The organism is Bradyrhizobium algeriense (assembly GCF_036924595.1).
Taxonomy (GTDB): domain Bacteria; phylum Pseudomonadota; class Alphaproteobacteria; order Rhizobiales; family Xanthobacteraceae; genus Bradyrhizobium; species Bradyrhizobium algeriense.
The window spans coordinates 1,518,416-1,537,648 of sequence record NZ_JAZHRV010000001.1 but is presented as its reverse complement, the minus strand read 5'-3'; the positions used below and the strand labels follow the sequence as shown (position 1 = coordinate 1,537,648).

Annotated in this window: 16 protein-coding genes; 6 read left to right on the top strand and 10 right to left on the bottom strand. The window is 63.1% G+C overall.

The features are described from left to right. The first annotated feature begins 115 nt into the window (after positions 1-115). The 3 genes from kynU (at position 116) to V1286_RS07420 (ending at position 2,724) form a co-directional block, all read left to right on the top strand. Positions 116-1,309 carry a kynureninase gene (kynU, locus tag V1286_RS07430; protein ID WP_334478590.1) on the top strand — a complete coding sequence of 398 codons (1,194 nt, stop codon included), beginning with the start codon at positions 116-118 and terminating at the stop codon, positions 1,307-1,309. Continuing rightward, a complete protein-coding gene (gene kynA / locus V1286_RS07425; RefSeq protein ID WP_334478588.1) occupies positions 1,306-2,145 on the top strand; it encodes a tryptophan 2,3-dioxygenase in 840 nt (279 codons plus the stop codon). The genes kynU and kynA overlap by 4 nt, the downstream gene beginning before the upstream one ends. A 141-nt stretch (positions 2,146-2,286) precedes the next feature. Continuing rightward, a complete protein-coding gene (locus V1286_RS07420; protein WP_334478586.1) occupies positions 2,287-2,724 on the top strand; it encodes a VOC family protein in 438 nt (145 codons plus the stop codon). 191 nt (positions 2,725-2,915) lie between these two features. Here the strand turns inward: V1286_RS07420 and V1286_RS07415 are convergent, their stop codons facing one another. From V1286_RS07415 to V1286_RS07400, 4 genes are all read right to left on the bottom strand, one after another. Further along, positions 2,916-3,389, bottom strand: a complete 474-nt coding sequence (locus tag V1286_RS07415) for a RidA family protein (RefSeq protein ID WP_417021114.1) — start codon at positions 3,387-3,389, stop codon at positions 2,916-2,918. Positions 3,390-3,420: 31 nt separating this feature from the next. Next, positions 3,421-5,112 (bottom strand): benzoate-CoA ligase family protein, encoded by a 1,692-nt coding sequence (locus V1286_RS07410; RefSeq protein WP_334478584.1) that lies wholly within the window; start codon positions 5,110-5,112, stop codon positions 3,421-3,423. Between the two features lie 177 nt (positions 5,113-5,289). Beyond that, positions 5,290-6,780: a flavin-containing monooxygenase gene (locus tag V1286_RS07405; protein WP_334478582.1), complete on the bottom strand. Its 1,491-nt coding sequence runs from the start codon at positions 6,778-6,780 to the stop codon at positions 5,290-5,292. Between the two features lie 84 nt (positions 6,781-6,864). Next, complete coding sequence (locus V1286_RS07400; RefSeq protein ID WP_247517930.1) at positions 6,865-7,314, bottom strand: cupin domain-containing protein; 450 nt, start codon at positions 7,312-7,314, stop codon at positions 6,865-6,867. Positions 7,315-7,612: 298 nt separating this feature from the next. On the opposite strand from V1286_RS07400, the gene V1286_RS07395 reads away from it, so the two are divergent. Further along, positions 7,613-8,632: an AraC family transcriptional regulator gene (locus V1286_RS07395; RefSeq protein ID WP_334478577.1), complete on the top strand. Its 1,020-nt coding sequence runs from the start codon at positions 7,613-7,615 to the stop codon at positions 8,630-8,632. 33 nt (positions 8,633-8,665) lie between these two features. Here the strand turns inward: V1286_RS07395 and V1286_RS07390 are convergent, their stop codons facing one another. Then, positions 8,666-9,160, bottom strand: a complete 495-nt coding sequence (locus V1286_RS07390) for a MarR family winged helix-turn-helix transcriptional regulator (protein WP_334478575.1) — start codon at positions 9,158-9,160, stop codon at positions 8,666-8,668. 211 nt (positions 9,161-9,371) lie between these two features. Between V1286_RS07390 and V1286_RS07385 the strand changes: the two genes are divergently transcribed. Next, entirely contained in the window at positions 9,372-10,544 is a 1,173-nt protein-coding gene (locus V1286_RS07385; RefSeq protein WP_334478573.1) for an ABC transporter substrate-binding protein, read from the top strand. A gap of 19 nt (positions 10,545-10,563) precedes the next feature. Next, positions 10,564-11,019, top strand: a complete 456-nt coding sequence (locus V1286_RS07380) for a cupin domain-containing protein (protein ID WP_334478571.1) — start codon at positions 10,564-10,566, stop codon at positions 11,017-11,019. A 90-nt stretch (positions 11,020-11,109) separates the two neighbouring features. Here the strand turns inward: V1286_RS07380 and V1286_RS07375 are convergent, their stop codons facing one another. The 5 genes from V1286_RS07375 to V1286_RS07355 all read right to left on the bottom strand — a co-directional run bounded on the left by V1286_RS07375 (position 11,110) and on the right by V1286_RS07355 (position 19,041). Then, positions 11,110-12,360 carry a flavin-dependent oxidoreductase gene (locus V1286_RS07375; RefSeq protein ID WP_108513368.1) on the bottom strand — a complete coding sequence of 417 codons (1,251 nt, stop codon included), beginning with the start codon at positions 12,358-12,360 and terminating at the stop codon, positions 11,110-11,112. 185 nt (positions 12,361-12,545) lie between these two features. Next, positions 12,546-14,894 carry a bifunctional salicylyl-CoA 5-hydroxylase/oxidoreductase gene (locus V1286_RS07370; RefSeq protein ID WP_334478569.1) on the bottom strand — a complete coding sequence of 783 codons (2,349 nt, stop codon included), beginning with the start codon at positions 14,892-14,894 and terminating at the stop codon, positions 12,546-12,548. Between the two features lie 180 nt (positions 14,895-15,074). Then, positions 15,075-15,911, bottom strand: a complete 837-nt coding sequence (locus V1286_RS07365; RefSeq protein ID WP_334478568.1) for an enoyl-CoA hydratase family protein — start codon at positions 15,909-15,911, stop codon at positions 15,075-15,077. A 41-nt stretch (positions 15,912-15,952) separates the two neighbouring features. Further along, complete coding sequence (locus V1286_RS07360; protein WP_334478567.1) at positions 15,953-16,714, bottom strand: SDR family NAD(P)-dependent oxidoreductase; 762 nt, start codon at positions 16,712-16,714, stop codon at positions 15,953-15,955. An 893-nt stretch (positions 16,715-17,607) separates the two neighbouring features. Next, on the bottom strand, positions 17,608-19,041 hold the full coding sequence (locus V1286_RS07355; protein WP_334478566.1) for a 1-acyl-sn-glycerol-3-phosphate acyltransferase: 1,434 nt from the start codon (positions 19,039-19,041) through the stop codon (positions 17,608-17,610). Positions 19,042-19,233 lie beyond the last annotated feature (192 nt).

Here is a 19,233-nt window from a genome sequence, read left to right as displayed (position 1 = left end):
GGATGTCCATCCGCCAGTCTATACCGGGACGCACGCTTCTCGCCCATAAATTTTAAGCTTGAAATAATCGATGTCCGCGCGAATAATTCCACCGGGGCGCGGACCTGGGAAAGACATGACCGATTTCACGCGAACAAAATCCCTGTTCGCCATCCCGGATGGCATGATCTATCTGGACGGCAATTCGCTCGGCCCCCTGCCCGTTGCAGCCGCCGATCGCGTCGGCCGCATGATATCCGAGGAATGGGGCAAGCACCTCATCAAGGGCTGGAACGTCGCCGGGTGGATGACGCAGCCGCGGCGTGTCGGCGACCGAATCGGCCGGTTGATCGGCGCTGTCGACGGGACGGTGGTAGTGGGCGATACGCTGTCCATCAAGGTCTACCAGGCGCTGGCCTCCGCGCTCGAGCTCAATCCGTCGCGGCGCGTGATCTTGTCGGATACCGGCAACTTTCCTTCCGACCTTTACATCGCCAGCGGTCTGCTTGAATCGCTCGACCGTGGCTACGAGTTGAAGGTCGTGGCCCCCGAAGACGTCGAAGCCGCCATCGACGAGACGATTGCGGTGCTGATGCTGACCGAGGTCGACTATCGCACCGGCCGGTTGCACGACATGCGCGCACTGACGCGCAGGGCGCATGCCGCCGGCGCGTTGACGGTCTGGGATCTGGCGCATTCCGCGGGCGCGATTCCGGTCGACCTGTCAGGCACCGAAGCCGATTTCGCAGTCGGCTGCACCTACAAATATCTCAATGCCGGCCCGGGCGCGCCGGCCTTCATCTATGTGGCGCCGAAGCACGCGGATACGGCGCGGCCGGCGCTTTCCGGTTGGATGGGTCATCACGCGCCCTTTGCCTTTGACCTCGGCTATCGCGCCGGACCGGGCATTGAGCGAATGCGGGTCGGTACGCCCCCGATCATTGCGATGGCCGCGCTCGACGCCGCCCTCGACGTCTGGGATGGTGTCAGCATGACCGACGTGCGCCATGCATCGATCGCGCTGGCCGACCTGTTCGTCCGCGAAGTCGAAGAGCGTTGTCCCGAGCTGACACTGGCTTCGCCGCGGGACGGAAAGCAGCGCGGCAGCCAGGTTTCGTTTCGTCACCCGGAGGGTTACGCGATCATGCAGGCGCTGATCGCGCGCGACGTGATCGGCGACTTCCGCGCGCCGGACATGATGCGCTTCGGCTTTACACCGCTCTACATCGGAGAAGCCGAGGTTCGCGCGGCAGTCGAAATCATCGCCGACGTCTTGACCAATCGCCGCTGGGATACCGCGGATTACCGCAAGAAGGCGCTCGTAACATGACTGGCAAGCCCGACGAACCCTCGCGTGAGGGAGCCCAGATATCGTTCGAAGGGCGCATGTCCTACAGCGATTATCTGCACCTGGAACGCGTTCTGGGCGCACAAGAGCCGCTCTCGGACGCCCATGACGAACTGCTGTTCATCATCCAGCACCAGACCTCCGAACTCTGGATGAAGCTCGCCATCCATGAAATCCGTTCCGCCATCAAGGCGATACGCCAAGACCAGTTGCAGCCCGCCTTCAAGATGCTGTCGCGCGTCGCCCGGATCTTCGAGCAGCTCAATACCGCCTGGGACGTGTTGCGGACGATGACACCCAGCGAATACACCGAGTTTCGCGATCAGCTCGGGCAGTCCTCGGGTTTCCAGTCGTACCAGTACCGCGCGATCGAGTTCCTCGCCGGCAATCGCAATTTGGCGCTGCTTGGCCCGCACGCCCACCGCGCCGACATCATGGCAAAGCTCGAGGAAATTCTCGCTGAGCCGGGCCTCTATGACGAGGCGCTGCTGCTGCTGGCGCGCAATGGTTTTGACATCGGCGAAGACGCGCGCCGAACCGACTGGCGCGTCAAGCGCACGCCAAACGACGAGGTTTTGGAGGCCTGGAAGACCGTCTATGCGTCGCCGGCGAAACACTGGATGCTCTACGAGCTCGCGGAAAAGCTGGTCGATTTCGAGGACTATTTCCGCCGCTGGCGCTTCAACCACGTCACCACGGTCGAGCGCATCATCGGCCTGAAGCGCGGAACCGGCGGCACGTCGGGCGTCTCCTACTTGCGCAAGATGCTCGAGGTCGAACTTTTTCCGGAACTCTGGAAGCTGCGAACAGAGCTCTAAGAGACCGTTTGAAACGGGGTGGCGGTCCATGATTCAAGCTTCTGATGTGGACAGCAGCGAATCGGGCCCGTATGGCCTCCGGTGTCGGGGGCACCTCAAGCGTCCGTAGTTAGACCAGGCGACACCTTGGAGATTGGAAACATGGCGCTCAAGCGGATGGACAACGTAGGAATCGTCGTCGAAGACCTCGGAGGGACGATTGATTTCTTTCGCGAACTCGGCCTCGAGCTCGAAGGGCGGACCACGATCGAAGGAGAATGGGCCGGACGTGTCACTGGACTGGGCGATCAGCGTGTCGAGATTGCCATGATGCGCACACCGGACGGCCACAGCCGGCTCGAGCTCTCTCGCTTCCTCACGCCGCCTGTCGTCGCAGATCACCGGAACGCCCCGGTCAACGCTCTAGGCTACCTCCGCGTCATGTTCGCCGTGGACGACATCGACGAGACGCTTGAAAGGCTCCGCCCGCGCGGTGCGCAGCTCGTAGGCGAAGTAGTCCAGTATAAAGACGCGTATCGGCTCTGCTACATCCGTGGGCCTGAGGGGCTTCTCATCGGACTCGCCCAAGAACTCAGCTGAGCGCAATACGAAGACAAAGGGCGAAGAGTGGCCAATGTCAGCGAGCGCGTCCGAGGCCGACTCGCCTGTTCGAGGTCCATCCCTCCACGGTTGGCCGCGTTCTCGCCAAGCACGATTAGGTCGTCAACCCGGGCCGGGTCGCCCGCGAAAGCCGCCGTCAGCAGCCTAAGACGACACCCGATAAGCGGGTTTCAGCGCGGCACCACTGCGGTAGCTTCGATCTCGACGCGGGCGGCTTTCTCGACCAGACGCACTACCTGCACCAGCGCCATCGCCGGATAATGCGCGCCAAAAATCTCGCGATAGGCGCGGCCAAGTTCTTTCAGGCTGGCGAGATATTCCTCGATGTCAACTACATACCAGGTCAAACGCACCAGATGTTCGGGCCTAGCGCCGCCCTCGGCAAGAATTTCGGAAATATTGGAGAGCGTCTGACGCACCTGCGCGACGAAGTCCGGCGCCAGATGTCCTTGCGTATCCCAACCGATCACGCCGCCGGTCACCACGAGACGGCCATCGGCGGCCATGCCGTTGGCATACCCCTTTGGCATCGGCCAGCCGCTCGGCTGCAGCACTTGCGGGCCGGACGACGGGGTGTCGGTCTCCACGTCAGGAGTTTTGGGGTGAGGCACCACCGTCAAGGTGGGGCCTTTAGGCGCGGTCACCGGCTGTTCTCCTTCATGCAATTCAAAGTGTTCACTCCGCGGCGACATCAGGCGATGACGCAGCTCCGGCCGCAGCCATCTGCCTCAGCGCAAAGCGCCTCAGCTTGCCGGTCTCGGTCTTCGGCAGTTGCGCGACATATTCGATCGCACGCGGATATTTGTACGGCGCAATGGTCTGCTTGACATGATCCTGCAACGCCTGCGTCAGCGCGGCGTCGCCCATGGCGCCACCCGCCAGAACCACGTAGGCCTTGACGATCATGCCGCGAGCCTCGTCGGGCGCGCCGACCACGCCGCATTCGGCGACAGCAGGATGCGACAACAGCGCCGCTTCGACCTCGGGACCGGCGATGTTGTAGCCGGAGGAGACGATCATGTCGTCCGAACGGGCCACAAAGGACAGCCGGCCAGTCGCGTCGCGAACAAACGAATCGCCTGTCAGATTCCAGCCGTCGCGCACGTAGTTGGATTGCCTCTTATCGGCGAGATAGCGGCATCCGGTCGGGCCGCGCACCGCAAGCTTGCCGATGGTATCAGGTGGCAATTCATTCATGTCGTCGTCGACGATTTTTGCCTCATAGCCCGCGACCGGATGTCCCGTCGTTCCCGCGACCGCGTCGCCGACGCGGTTGGTGATGAAGATGTGCAGCAGTTCCGTCGAGCCGATGCCGTCGAGAATGGTCTTGCCGGTCTTGCGGGTCCAGTTTTCGAATACCGGCGCCGGCAACGTCTCGCCGGCCGAAACGGCGATCCGCAGCGACGACAGATCAGCGCCGTTGTCCATCGCGGCCATCATCGCGCGATACGCCGTCGGCGAGGTGAAGCAGATCGTGGCCTTGTAGGTCTCGATGATCTTGACCATCTCGGGCGGCGCCGCGTTTTCCAACAGCGTTGCGGTCGCGCCGAACCGCAATGGGAAGATTGCGAGCCCGCCGAGCCCGAACGTAAAGGCCAGTGGCGGCGAGCCGACGAAAACATCATCTTCGGTCACGTCAAGGACTTCCCTGGCATAGCCGTCCGCCACGATCATCAGGTCGCGATGGAAATGCATCGTCGCTTTGGGTTCGCCCGTGGTGCCCGACGTAAATCCAAGCAGGGCTACATCGTCGCGTCCCGTTCTCACGGCTTCGAACTTTACCGGCTTGTTCAGCGCTATCCGGTCGAGCTCGGCATCATGGTTGGACGTGCCGTCGAAATTCACCACCTGCTTGAGAAAGCGGCTGGTCTTCGCGCACGCAACCAGTTCATCGGCAATGCGGCTGTCGGTCAGCGCCAGCGCAATCTCGGCCTTGTCGACGATCTTGCTCAGCTCGCCGGCGCGCAGCATCGGCATGGTGTTGACGACGACCGCGCCGGCCTTGGTGGCCGCAAGCCAGGCCGCGACCAGCGCGGGATTGTTGCCGGAACGGATCAGGACGCGGTTGCCGGGCTTGACGCCGTAGTTCTCCACCAGCGCATGCGCGAGGCGGTTGGACCAATCGGCCAGTTCCTTGTAAGTGCGCTGGCGGCCGTTGCCGATCAGCGCGATCCGATCGCCCCAGCCTTTCTCGACAATGCGGTCAGTCAGTTCGACCGCGGCATTGAGATATTCCGGATACTGAAACTCGGGCCGGTCGAGCAGCAGGTCCGGCCATTGGTCGGACGGCGGCAGATTTCGCCGCGCAAAGTCATCGATATGGCCCGATGGGCCAAGAGGCTGACCAAGGGTCCGGCTGGGTGACATTTTCATCTCCCCTCGCTTCCATCAATGAAAGGCTCGAGATCAATATCGAGGACGTCCGGCAAGCCGTCTCGCAAATCATTTTAGGCTTAAAACAATTTTTCGCAAGTGTGGAATCGCCCCTGCCCACCGCCGATACTGGCCTGCGGCAGCGGCAGCGCCATGGGAACCCCTCCTCCGTCAGGACGCGCGGTAGGCCGGCGCCGCGGCCAGGAAGCGGCCATAGGCCGCGGCGTCGGGCGGGGTAAATTTCTCCACCAGCGGATTGGCCCGGCGTCCGGACACCCCGATATCCGCCAGCAATTCGTCAAAATGCTTGAAGTGATAGGGCGCCACGCACAGGCCGCCATAGATGCCGGCCGCCGGCCGTTCGACGCGCTTGAAATGCAACATCATCTCGATGTTGTCCCGCATCTCCTTCGGCGTCGGCTGACGGGCGAGCTGGCCATCGGCGTAGCGCACCAGCCAGTTCGCCGCGAGATCAGCGCACAGCACCGTGCAGAAGCTGGAATTGAAACCGACGAATCCCATCTCGGGCAGGTCCGGATTGGCGATCAGCCGATAGAGCCGGTATTGCCCGTCGGGATCGACCAGCTTCTCGCGGTACGCCTGCGGCAGGAACGGCACGCCCAGTTTGTAGCCGATCGCGAGCACGGCGACATCGGCCTGGACGCGCTGCCCGCCGGTCGTCACGATCGAATTGCCGTCGTAGCGCGCAAAGCTGCCTCTGATGGCCTTGATGCGGCCGTCGGCGACCATCGGAAAGAATCCTGGCGTGGCGATCGGCACCGCGCAATTGACACCATCCTCGATCCGCTCTTTCGGCACCATGTCGCATTTGCCGAGCTTGAGCTGAACTTTCAGCAGGCTCTCCAGTCCACGCCAGTTTGCCCAGACGAGCGGCTTTGCGACCGCATGCGCGAACTGCGACATCACGCCGATGCCCCAGCTCCTGAACATCTCCTCCTGCGCGCGGATGTAGAGAATGCGTTTGAAATTGACCAGGCCGCCGATGAAATAGGGAATCCGCCACACCGGCTCGCGGTACACCAGCGTCACTTCGGCAGCGCCCGAATTGACGGCGTTGACCGCAATATCCGTCGCCGACTTCGAACCGCCGAGCACGACGATCCTCCGGCCCTTGGCGATCATCGGATCGTTGTACTGCGAGGAGTGCAGGATGCGCCCGCCCTGCGCCGTGAAAGTGTCTTCACCGGGCAGGCTGAGTGTCTGGGGCTCGTTGAACTGCCCGGTACAAACTGCGACAAAATCGAAATCCTCGTAACGGACACCGCCGTCCGGCCCCCGCAGCTCGATCCGCCAGCCGGGCGCCGAATCGGGCCGGCGATCCATCTGCACCACGGCCGTGTTGAAGCTGATGGCACCGAGGAGATCGTTGTCCTTGGCGTATTCAGTCAGATAGGCGTGGACCTGCGGGCCCTTCGGCCATTCCGGATAGGAATCCGGCATCGCCTTGTCGGTGTAACGATAGAGATCCTTCGGGCTTTGCGTTTGCACCTCGGGATAGGACCGCGCCGGCTCCCAGACGCCACCGAGATCGCCGCTGCGCTCGACGATCGTGATTTGATGTCCGCGCGCGGCGAAGGCTTTTGCAGCGGCCAGACCGGATACGCCGGCGCCGATGATACAAACCTGTTTTTGCCTGACCATGACAATTCTCCAGCAGGCATCAGCCCCAGAACTGAGGGCTCAACGCGTTGCGATTTCCGGTGCAGTTGCCCGGCGATTGCTGAGCTATTCGTTGGCTTCGGGCGGCAGGAAGTTCACTTCATGCTGCGCTGATATCCGGACCACCTCTTCGGGATCCGTCAGATTGTGGAGCTGGTTGAACAGCGCTTCGAGCTTCTGCATCGGTGACACCCAGAACAGCGCGCGTGCCGGTTTATCGGACTTGTTGAAATAGCCATGCGGAATGCCACGCGGCATCCGAACGAGGTCGCCGGCCTTGGCCTGCACCCAGACGCCGTCGAGCTTGAGGTCGAGGGTGCCCTCCTGCACCAGGATGAATTCATCCTGCGTCGGGTGGACGTGCACCGGCACGAACTGGCCGGGTTCGCTGTTGGTCTCGAAGGCAAAGGTTGAATCGGTCACAGCTTTGGGGAAGTAGACCTGACCCAGGATATTCCAGGTCTTGCCGCCGTAGCCCGTGCCATTGGCGGTGATGCCTTTTTCGAGTGCTGCCATATCGCCATCTCCTGTGTCGCGGTTGGTGTGGTTGCGAGGGTCAGAATGGTTCGCGCAGGCTCTGCCGCGGCGGGTCGGCCGTCTAGCCGGAAAACGAATCCCGCCGGCGCGACATGAGAATTTTCGGATTGCTGCGACGCGAAATGGCCGCCCCCGTCATTCCGGGGCGATGCGAAGCATCGAGCCTGGAATGACGGAGAGGCTGCCTTTCGATCGGGCACCACCGTCCATCAAATCGCCTTTCCAACCATTGCGTCCGCAGATATTATAGGCTTCAAATAATGCGAAGGGCCGGGCCGTGGCGAGAGCTACCAGCATTCCCCAGCATGACCCCACCGTCCGGCTGGCGGCGTTCAACCGTGTTTCGACCGATAGCGTCGACGCTGCCGCCGACGCGGTCGGGCGGATATTCTGCCCGCACGAACTGAAGCCCACCGCGCGATCATCACCCGACTTTTTTGCGCTGCATAACAGCGCGGTCTTTGGCGGATTTTCCGTCAACTACGTTGCCTATGGCGGGTCGGTGTCGATCGATCCGGGCTGTCTCGAGCGCTTCTTCCTGCTGCAAATTCCCGTGCACGGTTCGGCGCGGATCCAAACAGCGGCGCGCGACATCGCAGCCGCTCCCGGCGCCAGCGCGTCGCTATTATCGCCGACGATTCCCACCCGAATGACCTGGCAGAACAATTGCGCCCAGATCATTCTGCTGGTCGAGCGCCGCCTGTTGGAGCAACGGGCTGCGGCGCTGTCGGGCCAGCCAGCGGGCGCGGTCGAGTTCGAGCCCGCGGTCGATCTCTCCTCGAGAGACGGCCGGGCGCTTCAGTCGCAAATTATGGAGCTCATCGATCTCGCCGAACGGCTCGGACCGCAACGGCCGCTTTCGCCGATGGCGGCGGCCAATCTGCGCGAGACACTGTTGGGTACCTTGCTTCACGGCCAGCGCCACAGCGCCAGCGACGCGATCGAGCGATTTGGCGGCCGGGCCGAAGCGCTGCCGCAGCCGCTACGGCGGGCACGCGAATTCCTGTATGCGCACGCGGAAGAGCCGCTCGACCTCACGCAGCTTGCCGAAGCCGCAGGCACGGGTATCCGTGCGCTGCAGCTCGGCTTTCAGCGGCATTTCGAAACGTCGATCTCTGAGATGCTGCGCGATATCAGGCTCGCGCATCTCAATGTCAGGTTGGCCGCCGCCTCCCCTGACGAAAGCATCACCGATATCGCATTCGAGCTTGGATTTACCCATCTCAGCCGGATGGCAAGCGCCTACCGCGCCAAGTTCGGCGAAACGCCCTCGGCGACCCTGCGCGGGATGAACTAGCGTTCGGCCAGTTGCTTCAGCCGCAGCGTCGCCTCAGCCCGCTCGCGTCTTCGCGGACTTCTGCGCCGACGCCTTGGTCTTGGCCAGCAGGCGCATCAGTTCGCGGACGTCCTTTGGCGTCAGGTCCCCGAAGACATCGGCAATCCACAATTCATGCTCCGCCGCCATCTTGCGGAATTCGGCCCGCCCCGCCTTGGTCAGGCGGATTACCTGCACGCGGCGGTCGGCGTCCGACGTGCGGCGGTCGAGATGTCCGGATTCGACGAGGCGCTCGACCAGCCCGGTGACGTTGCCGTTCGAGACCATCATCCGCTTGGAGACGTCGGACAGTGTCATGCCCTCCGGCACCTTGTCGAGCTGGGCCATCAGATCGAACCGCGGCAGCGTGACGTCGAAGCGTTCGCGCAGGCGGCTGCGCACTTCGCCCTCGATCAGGGTCGTGCAGGTCAGGAGGCGAAGCCATAGCCTGAGTTCGTCGCCATGATGTTCCGGGAGTTCGACGGCCTTGGTCTCTGAATCAAGGATCATGATGCAAATCTTGTCCGGCTTGGGCGTTCGGCGATCCGAACCGCGCGCAGCTTTCGATCATTGCCCAGATTTCTTTAAGTTTCAAGCAATTGGCGTATGGCTTGCATGGATGCGTTCTGCTTGCAGGTGCAGTCACCGTCAGAATAAGCTGCATCCCGAGCATTTGGTGCGACGTGGGTTTCGGCTGCAGAGGCCGAACGGAGGAATAATCATGAAGCAGTCGTTGAAGCTGACCGGACTTGCCGTTTTGCTGGGGGTTGCCGCGGAGCCAGTCGCAGCGCAGGAGAAAATCAAGATCGGCGTGATCACGACCTTGTCCGGGCCGGCCGCCGTCCTCGGCCAGCAATCGCGCGACGGCCTGCAACTCGGAATCAAGGACCTCGGCGGCAAGATGGCGGGCAAGGATGTTGAGGTCGTCGTCGTCGACGACGAACTCAAGCCCGACGGCGCCGTGACCAAGGCCAAGGGCCTGCTCGAACGCGAGAAGGTCGACTTTGTTGTCGGGCCGATTTTCTCCAACATCCTGCAAGCCATTCACCGGCCGGTGACCGAGAACAAGACGTTCCTGATCAGTCCGAACGCGGGGCCGTCGAGCTATGCTGGCAAGGAGTGCAGCCCGTTCTTCTACGTCACTTCCTATCAGAACGACCAGGTGCACGAGATCCTCGGCAAGGTCGCCCAGGATCGCGGCTACAAGCGCATGTACGTGCTGGTGCCGAACTATCAGGCCGGCAAGGATTCGGCGGCCGGATTCAAGCTCGACTACAAGGGCGAGATTGCGGAAGAAAGCTACACGCCGCTCGGTACGCTGGATTTCCAGGTCGAGCTGACCAAGATTTCTTCTTCCAAGGTCGATGCGCTGTTCACCTTCATGCCGGGCGGCATGGGCGTCGGCCTCGTCAAGCAGTACCGGCAGGCCGGTCTTGCCGACAAGATCCCGGTGCTGTCGGCCTTCACCGTCGATGAATCCACCCTGCCCGCGCAGCAGGACGCCGCCGTCGGCATGTTCGGCGGCGCCAACTGGGCGCCCGACATGGACAATCCCCAGAGCAAGAAGTTTGTCGCCGCTTATGAAGCCGCCTACAACAGCGTGCCCGGCACCTACGCCATGCAGGGCTATGATACGGCCTTGCTGATCGACAGCGCGGTGAAGGCGGTGAAGGGCGACCTCAAGAACAAGGAGGCCGTGTCGGCCGCGCTTCGGAAGGCCGAGTTCACTTCGCTGCGCGGCGATTTCAAGTTCAACGTCAACGGCTATCCGATCCAGAATTTTTATCTGACCAAGGTCGCCAAGCGTCCGGACGGAAAATTCCAGACCGAGATCGTCGAGAAGGTATTTTCCAACTATGGCGACCGTTACGCCAAGGATTGCACCGCGAAATAATTTTGGAAGGGAACAGCCAATGAAGACCGAAATCGCCGGCATCACGCGCGCCAATGAAGGCATCCAGGGAATCTCCTGGAGCATCCTCGGCCAGACCTATGTGCCGAAAAACGTCACCGAGCATTCCTTCTCATGGCATGCGACGTTCCCGCCCGAAACTTTCGTGCCGCCGCATATTCATCCCGACCAGGATGAATATCTCTACATCCTCGAGGGCCAGCTCGACTTCTTCCTCGACGGTGCCGAGACGCAGGCTACGCCCGGCGATCTGGTGCGGCTGCCGATGGGCAAGCCGCACGGCATCTTCAACAAGTCCGGCCGCACCGCGAAGACGCTGTTCTGGGTGTCGCCGACGCGGCGGCTCTACGATCTGTTCTGGGCGATCCACAACATGAGGGAGCAGACGCCGGACGCGGTGGTAGCGCTGGCCGCCGAGCACAACATCCACTTCCTGCCGCCGCCTCCGGGGGCGTGAGATTATCTTCGTAGATCCTCCGGGTGGTTGGGTGCTCGCAAACTCAGCTTACCCCTGACCACCTGCCACCCCATAGGATCTACGGGACCTTTACCGCACCGCCGCCAATCCCAGCGGTGGCGGCGCAAAGCCGGCCTTGGACGCATAGCCGCGCACGATCGCCTCGCGCTGGGCGTGGCTCAGCACCTTCTCGATATCGGTAAAGCCATCGGGCGCCAGTTGCTCGACCGCGTCGATCACGCCCTCGGGGCCGCCGCGGCGGTTGGCGCGCACGATCTCCGCCGTCATCGGCAGCCGCTTCTTCTCATAGGCCACCAGCGCCTGGCGCGGATGCTCGGCTCGCGCCAGTTCGTCGGCCAGCGCGCGGGCATCGAGGATCGCCTGCGAGGCGCCGTTGGAACCGACCGGATACATCGGGTGCGCGGCGTCGCCGAGCAGCGTCACCCGGCCCCAGGTCCAGTACGGCAGCGGATCGCGGTCGCAGCAGGGGTACTCGTAGAATTCCGACGTCGCCGAGATCAGGCTGCGCACATCGACATACGGCACCTTGAAGCGCTCGACATGCGGCATCAGTTCCTCGCGCTTGCCCGGCCGCGACCAGTCCTCGCGGCGGGGCGGCGGCACATTGCCGTCGCCGATCTTCACCATCACCGCCCAGTTGGTCAGCCGGCTCGACGGGCTCGATCCTTCCGCGATCGGATAGATCACGACCTTGGCGTTCAGCCCGCCGGCAACGATCATCGAGCGGCCGGTCAGGAACGCCGGCCAGTCGCGCGCGCCACGCCATAGCATCAACCCGTTCCAGCACGGCGGCCCCTCGTCCGGAAACAGCATCTCGCGCACGCGCGAGTGAATACCGTCGGCGCCGATCAGGATATCGCCGCGCGCGGTTTTGACATGGGCGCCGGTGCGGTCGAAAAAATGCGCAACCACGCCGCCCTCGTGCTGCGCGAACGCGCCGAGACGGCAGCCGGTGTGGATGGCCTCAGGGCCGAGCCGTTCCTCGACGGCGCGATGGATCACGCTCTGCAGGCGGCCGCGATGAACCGAGAATTGCGGCACGTCGTGGCCGGCGTCGAGCCCGCGCGGCTCGCGCCAGACTTCCTGGCCGTGGCGGCTGAGATAATACAATTGGTCGGTGCGTACAGCGGCGGCATCCAGCCGGTCCAGCAGCCCGAGGCCGGTCAATTCTCTGATCGCATGCGGCAGTGTGTTGATGCCGACGCCAAGCTCGCGGATGCTTTCGGACTGTTCGAACAACTCGCAGTCGATGCCGCGCGCCCGCAACATGAGCGCAGTGGTGAGGCCGCCGATGCCGCCCCCGACGATGATCGCTTTCATGCGCGTTACTCCACTTTCTTCAACCTCGCCCCGCTTGCGGGGAGAGGTCGGATCGCATCGATAGATGCGATCCGGGTGAGGGGGTACCGCACTCTCCGCACACCCAGTTCGCGGAGAGAGCCCCTCACCCCAACCCTCTCCCCGCGAAGAGCGGGGCGAGGGATCGAGGGAGCCTGCCATCCGGCCTATTCGGCTGCAAGCGGCTTTGTCGCCTCGGCTTTCAGCTCGGCGCGGGTTTTCGGCTTACCCTTAATTTTGAGGTCTTCGAAATCCTGCCGGTCGCGGACGCTGTTGCGGAAGATTTGTTCCTTGCCCGGCAGATATTGTGGCGGACATGCTATATCGGCGCCGTACCAGGCCGCTGCCCGCATCGTGAACGACGGATCGACCAGATGCGGCCGGGCCAGCGCCACCAGGTCGGCACGGCCAGCGGCCAAAATCGTGTTTACTTGGTCCGCCGTCGTGATGTTCCCGACGCACATGGTCGCGACCCGGGCTTCATTCCGGACCTGATCGGAGAACGGCGTCTGGAACATGCGGCCGTAGATCGGCTGCGCGTCGCGCACGGTCTGGCCGGTGGAGACATCGACCAGGTCGACGCCGGCCTCGGCGAACGCGCGCGCGACCGCGACCGCGTCGTCGCCGGTGATGCCGCCCGCGGCCCAGTCGGTGGCGGAGATGCGAACCGACATCGGCTTGTGCGCCGGCCATGCCGCGCGCATCGCCTCGAACACTTCCAGCGGATAGCGCAGCCGGTTGGCGAGCGAGCCGCCATATTCGTCGGCGCGCTGGTTGGTCAGCGGCGAAATGAAACTCGCCAGCAGATAGCCGTGGGCGCAGTGCAGCTCCAGCATATCGAAACCGCAGGCCTCGCCGCGCAAGGAAGCGGCGACGAACTCCTGCTTGACGCGGTCCATCGCGGCGCGATCCATCTCGCGCGGCACCTGGCTGTCGGGGAAGTAAGGTAGTGGCGACGCCGAGATCGTGTCCCAGCCGCCCTGCTCGAGCGGCCGGTCCATCCCCTCCCACATCAATTTGGTCGCGCCCTTGCGGCCGGCATGTCCAAGCTGCAGGCAGATTTTGGCGGCGGAATTGGCGTGGACGAAATCGACGATGCGCGTCCACGCGGCCTGCTGCTCGTCGTTCCACAAGCCAGTGCAGCCCGGCGTGATGCGGGCGTCGCGGCCGACGCAGGTCATCTCGGTGAAGATCAGCCCGGCGCCGCCGATGGCGCGCGAGCCATAATGCACCAGATGGAAATCGCCGGGCACACCCTCCTTCGCCGAGTACATGCACATCGGCGACACCACCGCGCGATTCGCAACTTCCATCTCGCGCAACTTGAGCGGCTGGAACATCGGCGCCACGGGCTTGTCGATGTCGACATCGAAGCCCTTGGCGCGCACCTGTTTTGCAAACGCCTTGTCGACCTCGCGGACGAATTCCGGCGCGCGCAGCGTGAGGTTATCGTAAGTGATCGCCTTGGCGCGGGTCATGACGCCGAAGGCGAACTGCACGGGATCGAAATCCCAGAAGCGGTCGACATGTTCGAACCAGACCAACGACACGTCGGCGGCGTGCTGGGTCTTTTCGACCTCCTCGCGCCGGCCATGCTCGTAGGTTTGCAATGCGCCCTCGACCGTCGGCGCCTGCGCCATCGCATCGGCCAGCGCGATCGCGTCTTCCATCGCGAGCTTGGTACCGGAGCCGATCGAGAAATGCGCCGTGGCCTTGGCGTCGCCAAGCAGCACCATGTTGTCCTTGACCCAGCGCTGGCTGCGGATCATCGGGAAATTGCGCCACATCGAGCGGTTGATCAGCAGCGGATGACCGTCGAGGAACCAGCCGAAAATCTCGGCCATGCGGTCGGCGGATTGCTGCTCGCTCAGGCCTTCGAGCCCGGCGCGCTGGAAGGTTTCGGCGTCGGTTTCGAATATCCAGGTCGAGCGTCCCACCTCATACTGATAGGCGTGCGCGATGAACGGCCCCCACTCGGTCTCCTGGAAGATGAAGGTGAAGGCATCGAGCGGTTTGGTCGATCCCATCCAGGCGAACTTGTTGGAACGCAGGTCGATCTGGGGCTGGAAGTGTTCAATGTATTTGTCGCGGAAGCGGCTGTTGATGCCGTCGGCCAGCACGATCAGGTCGGCATCGGCAAATCGCGCTTCGTCGTCGATATCGGTTTCGAACAGCAGCGTCACGCCGAGTTCGCGCGCGCGCTCCTGCAGGATCAGCAGCAGCGTCCGCCGCGAGCAGCCGCAAAAACCGTTGCCGCCGACGCGGTGGACGGTGCCGCGGAAATGCACGGCGATATCGTCCCAATAGGCGAATTCCTGGGTGATGCGGCGATAGCTCGGCGGATCGTATTTCTCGAAATTGTCCAGCGTCGCGTCCGAGAATACCACCCCGAAGCCGAACGTGTCGTCGGTGCGGTTGCGCTCATAGACCGTGATCTCGGCCTGGGGCCGCTGTTTCTTCAAGAGGATCGCGGCGTAGAGACCGGCCGGTCCGCCACCGATAATCGCGATCTTCATCTATCGCCTCCGAAACAGGCTGTCGGGCTAGTTCGGAATTACTTTAAGCCTAAAATAATTTTGGGGCAAGGGGGCTGGCGGCTCGTTCGTAGACCGGATGGAGCGTAGCGCAATCCGGGATTCCCGCGCCATCGGACGGAATCCCGTGTTTCGCGGCGCTTCACCCGGGCTACGGTCCCGTCAATTCCCCTGGAACACCGGGGTCCGCTTGTTCGAGAACGCCTCGAAGGCGCGGGCGAAATCTTCCGTGGTCATGCAGAGCGCTTGCGCAACCGCTTCGGCCTCGATCGCCTCCTCCACCGACATCGCCCATTCCATCGCCAGCATGCGCTTGGTCATGGTGTTGGCAAAAGTCGGCCCTTCGGAAATCTGCTTGGCCAGAAGCTGCGCCTGCGGCAGCACTGCGTCCGGCGTGACGATGCGGCTGAAGAAGCCCCAGCGTTCGCCCTCCTCCGCGGTCATGAAGCGGCCGGTGTAGAGCAGTTCGGAGGCCCGCGACTGCCCGATGATGCGCGGCAGGATTGCGCAGGCGCCCATGTCGCAGCCGGCGAGCCCGACCTTGTTGAACAGGAATGCGACCTTGGCGCCGGTGGCGGCCAGGCGCAGATCCGAGGCCATCGCGACGATCGCGCCCGCGCCGGCGCAGATGCCCTCGACGGCAGCCACGATCGGCTGCGGGCACGCACGCATCGCCTTGACGAGATCGCCGGTCATGCGGGTAAAGGCGGTCAGCCCCTTGGTATCCATCTGAATCAAGGGACCGATGATCTCGAACACGTCGCCACCCGACGAGAAGTTGCCGCCCGCGCCTGACACGACGATGGTCTTGACCTCGTCATCCATCGCGCAGGCGCGGAAGAAATCAGTGAGTTCGCGATAGCTCTCGAAGGTCAGCGGATTCTTTCGCTCGGGACGGTTGAGCGTCACGGTGGCGACGCGATCGACCACGGCCAGCAGGAAATGCTTCGGCGAATAATCGCCCAGCGGCAGCGTGACGGGGTTGGCGGGCTTGCTCATGATCTCTCCCTGACTTTAATCGTTATCGATGTGGCGGCCGATCAGACTTCGCCGCCCGCCACCGCAATGGCCTGTCCCGTGATGGCGCCGGCGCCCTCGCCGCAGAGCCACAGCACGGCGTCGGCTACCTCCGATGGCGCAACAAGGCGCCCTTGCGGATTATGTTTCGACAGTTCCGCGATGGCTTGCTCGCGGCTGCGGCCAGTCTTCTTGATAATGTTGTCGATCGAGCCTTCCAGCAGATCGGTTTCGGTGAAGCCGGGGCAGACGGCGTTGACGGTGATGCCGCTCTTCGCCGTCTCCAGCGCCAGCGAACGGACGAGGCCGATCACCGCGTGCTTGGCCGCGCTGTAGGCCGAGACATAGGCGTAACCCTTGAGGCCGGCGGTGGATGCGACGGCAACGATCCGCCCGTGGCGACGCTCCGTCATTCCAGGCAATACCGCCTGCGTGGCGTGGACCACACCCATGAAATTGACGTCCATCATCCGCTGGAACAATGACGCATCGGAGCGGCCGAACGGCGAAGAATCCGCCGCGCCCGCATTGGCAACGAGGATGTCGATCGGTTGCCGCGCGGCGGCCTCCGCTATGGCCGATTTGACCGACGCCTGATCGGCGACGTCGGCCACGGCTGCGAACTGCGCCGCGCCGGATGCCACGGCTTCGTCCAGCGTCGCGCGGTTGCGGCCGAGCACCGTTACCGTCGCGCCCGCTTTCGACAGCGCCGCCGATATCGCCAGCCCAATGCCGCGCCCGCCGCCGGTGACGAGCGCATGGGAGGAACGCGACAATGGGGACATCGGTCAAGCCTCCTGGATGAGGGTTCAGCATATATTTTAAACTTCAAGCTTTTGCAAGGAAAGCGGGCGAGCATTGGTTGCGGCGGTCCGGTAGCTCGGATTGGGCACCGTTCCCCTCCCCGTCATTGCGAGCCACCCGGTCGGCGCGAAGCGCCGCCGGATGACAGGCTCCGCGAAGCAATCCATAGCGCGGCAAGCGGAGAGATGGATTGCTTCGCTGCGCTCGCAATGACGTGGATATAGTTTCGCGATCTCGCGACGCATTGCGCCCGAGGTTTGCTGGAGAACTCCTGCCCTCTCCAATCAGAGGGCGCAGGGAAGACCGGGTGCTTGCTGCACCCGCGGTCTCGCGTGCGATTTGCGCAAACAAAATTGCACACGAGCATACAGGGCAGCGGGAACACTCCGGCCTTCCCTGCGCAATGGCTTTACGGCTTACTTCGTGCTCTTCCCGGAGAACGGCTCTTTTGCCTCCGTCGCCTGCGCTTCTTATCGCACGCTTAACGCCAGCACCGCGGCGCCCGAACCACACGACTTCGCCGTACGCTCGAGCTGCACACGTCAGTCGCAGCTCTCGCGTCCATCGCATCTCACCGCACGTTCGTGACGATCGCGAGCGCCCCTCAATTGGGTGAGACGGGCGGAGTTATGCAGCTGATTTGGGCGAGAACGAAAGCGGAATATTTTTGATTACCGGGGTTGACACAATTTCGGAAAATCAGAAGTGATTTGCCCGACAAGTGGCTTTTGTCGCACCCATTGCCTCCACATCGTCATCGCGAGCGAAACGAAGCAATCCATAGCGCGGCTTGCAGAGACGTGGATTGCTTCGCTTCGCTCGCAATGACGCGGATATGATTTCGCGATGCTGCGATGGGATTTCACCGGGCAGCTCACCCCGTCCGCGGGTCCCTGTCCTTGAACAGATGGACGATCGCGTTCGCGTAGTACTGCAGCAGCACGAGCTCTTTCGGGTTGGCGCGGTAGGTGTCGTCGGTCTCGATCACCAGATGGCGCAGCGTCAGCATCCGCCGGCCGACGGAGATGGCGTAGTCGCGATCGGCGCGCGGGATGTGAACATAGCTCCCTGCTCGTTCGAGCTCGCCGATCAGGAAGGAAACGCGGCCCTTGATTTCGAACAACGTCAACGGCTGGTCACCTGCCTCCAGCATGGCGGTCGAGACCAGCGAGACCGGCAGCGCCGGCACCGCGCGGCCAACGGCCTCCATCAATTCGGTGCCGAGCCTTTCAACCTCGATGCGGCGCGGCTCCGGCGCGAGAACGCGGAAATCGATCTTCCTTGCCTCGACATAATTTCGCAGCGACACCGGCACGCCAAAACTCACGCAGGTATATCCGAAGCGATGCCACTCGCCGCGCATTGCCAGCCAGAGATGGCGGAAAAAATGCCGCGCAAAGGTTGCCGCGTTGAAGCCGAACACCGGCTTCTTCCCCGACTCGGCATTGGCCACCGAGGTCAGCATGCGGTCTTCCAGCACGCGGTCGTAGTTGACGGCGACCGGGATGAACACCACGTCGCGCGGACCGAGCGGATCGAAGCCCGCCACCATGTAACTCAACAGCCCGAATTTCGGCGGACGCAGCTTGCCGTCGCGGCTGAGCCCGCCCTCCGGGAAAATCGCCTGCGTGACACCCGCTGCGGTAGCCATGTGAACATAGCGCGAAAGCACCTTGCGATAGAGCCCTTCGCCGGAATCGCGCGCGATGAAATAGGCCCCCATCGAGCGGATCAAATTGCTGAGGCCCCAGACCTTGGCCCATTCGCCAACGGCGTAGCTCAGCGCCGACGAGGTGGCGGCGACATAGGTCACCAGCACGTAATCCATGTTCGAGCGATGATTGATGACGAAAATCACCGACGCGGCAGGATCGACGGCGGCCAGCGCCTCGTCGTTGCGGACGCCGATCCGCACCCGGTACAGCATATGGGAAACGGCGCGCGCGATCCGCGTCCCGACGTGAAAATACGCATAGGCGCTGAACGCCGGAACGATCTCGCGGGCGTAGCGCCGCACCTTTTCCATCGCGACTTCGTTCGGCACGCCGGTCTCGGTCGAATATTCTTCCGCCGCCCGCAGCACTTCCGGGTCGAACACCAGACGATCAGTCAGCACCTGACGCTTGGTCAGCTTGAAGGGCTGAATGCGAAGCTTGAGTTTGGTGTTGAGCTCCTCGATGGCGCGATTGGCGCGGCGACGCAGCGCCCAGCGCACGCTGGGAATCAGGATGCGATCCAGCGCCGCCAGGATCGCGAGGATCGCCATCAGGACGACGACCCAGAGCGGCAAGCTTACCTGCGACCCCATGAAACCCCGATCCCGCCACACCCGCGACGCCGCGCGTCGCCGCTCCGCTGCGTCACGATACGGTCTGGAACTCCATTGTGACAAGCGCTCCGCGCCTGACCGGCCGATTTCGGGCGATCGGCCGGCATGTTCGCAACCGCGATATCGACGACGTTCGTTCGAACCAGGGTGCGTACTCATAAATCGAGCTTG

Coding starts and splice junctions, on each gene's coding strand:
- kynU (WP_334478590.1), top strand. CDS start 116: ATGACCGATTTCACGCGAACAAAATCCCTGTTCGCCATCCCGGATGGC.
- kynA (WP_334478588.1), top strand. CDS start 1,306: ATGACTGGCAAGCCCGACGAACCCTCGCGTGAGGGAGCCCAGATATCG.
- V1286_RS07420 (WP_334478586.1), top strand. CDS start 2,287: ATGGCGCTCAAGCGGATGGACAACGTAGGAATCGTCGTCGAAGACCTC.
- V1286_RS07410 (WP_334478584.1), bottom strand. CDS start 5,112: ATGTCACCCAGCCGGACCCTTGGTCAGCCTCTTGGCCCATCGGGCCAT.
- V1286_RS07405 (WP_334478582.1), bottom strand. CDS start 6,780: ATGGTCAGGCAAAAACAGGTTTGTATCATCGGCGCCGGCGTATCCGGT.
- V1286_RS07400 (WP_247517930.1), bottom strand. CDS start 7,314: ATGGCAGCACTCGAAAAAGGCATCACCGCCAATGGCACGGGCTACGGC.
- V1286_RS07390 (WP_334478575.1), bottom strand. CDS start 9,160: ATGATCCTTGATTCAGAGACCAAGGCCGTCGAACTCCCGGAACATCAT.
- V1286_RS07385 (WP_334478573.1), top strand. CDS start 9,372: ATGAAGCAGTCGTTGAAGCTGACCGGACTTGCCGTTTTGCTGGGGGTT.
- V1286_RS07380 (WP_334478571.1), top strand. CDS start 10,564: ATGAAGACCGAAATCGCCGGCATCACGCGCGCCAATGAAGGCATCCAG.
- V1286_RS07375 (WP_108513368.1), bottom strand. CDS start 12,360: ATGAAAGCGATCATCGTCGGGGGCGGCATCGGCGGCCTCACCACTGCG.
- V1286_RS07370 (WP_334478569.1), bottom strand. CDS start 14,894: ATGAAGATCGCGATTATCGGTGGCGGACCGGCCGGTCTCTACGCCGCG.
- V1286_RS07365 (WP_334478568.1), bottom strand. CDS start 15,911: ATGAGCAAGCCCGCCAACCCCGTCACGCTGCCGCTGGGCGATTATTCG.
- V1286_RS07360 (WP_334478567.1), bottom strand. CDS start 16,714: ATGTCCCCATTGTCGCGTTCCTCCCATGCGCTCGTCACCGGCGGCGGG.
- V1286_RS07355 (WP_334478566.1), bottom strand. CDS start 19,041: ATGGGGTCGCAGGTAAGCTTGCCGCTCTGGGTCGTCGTCCTGATGGCG.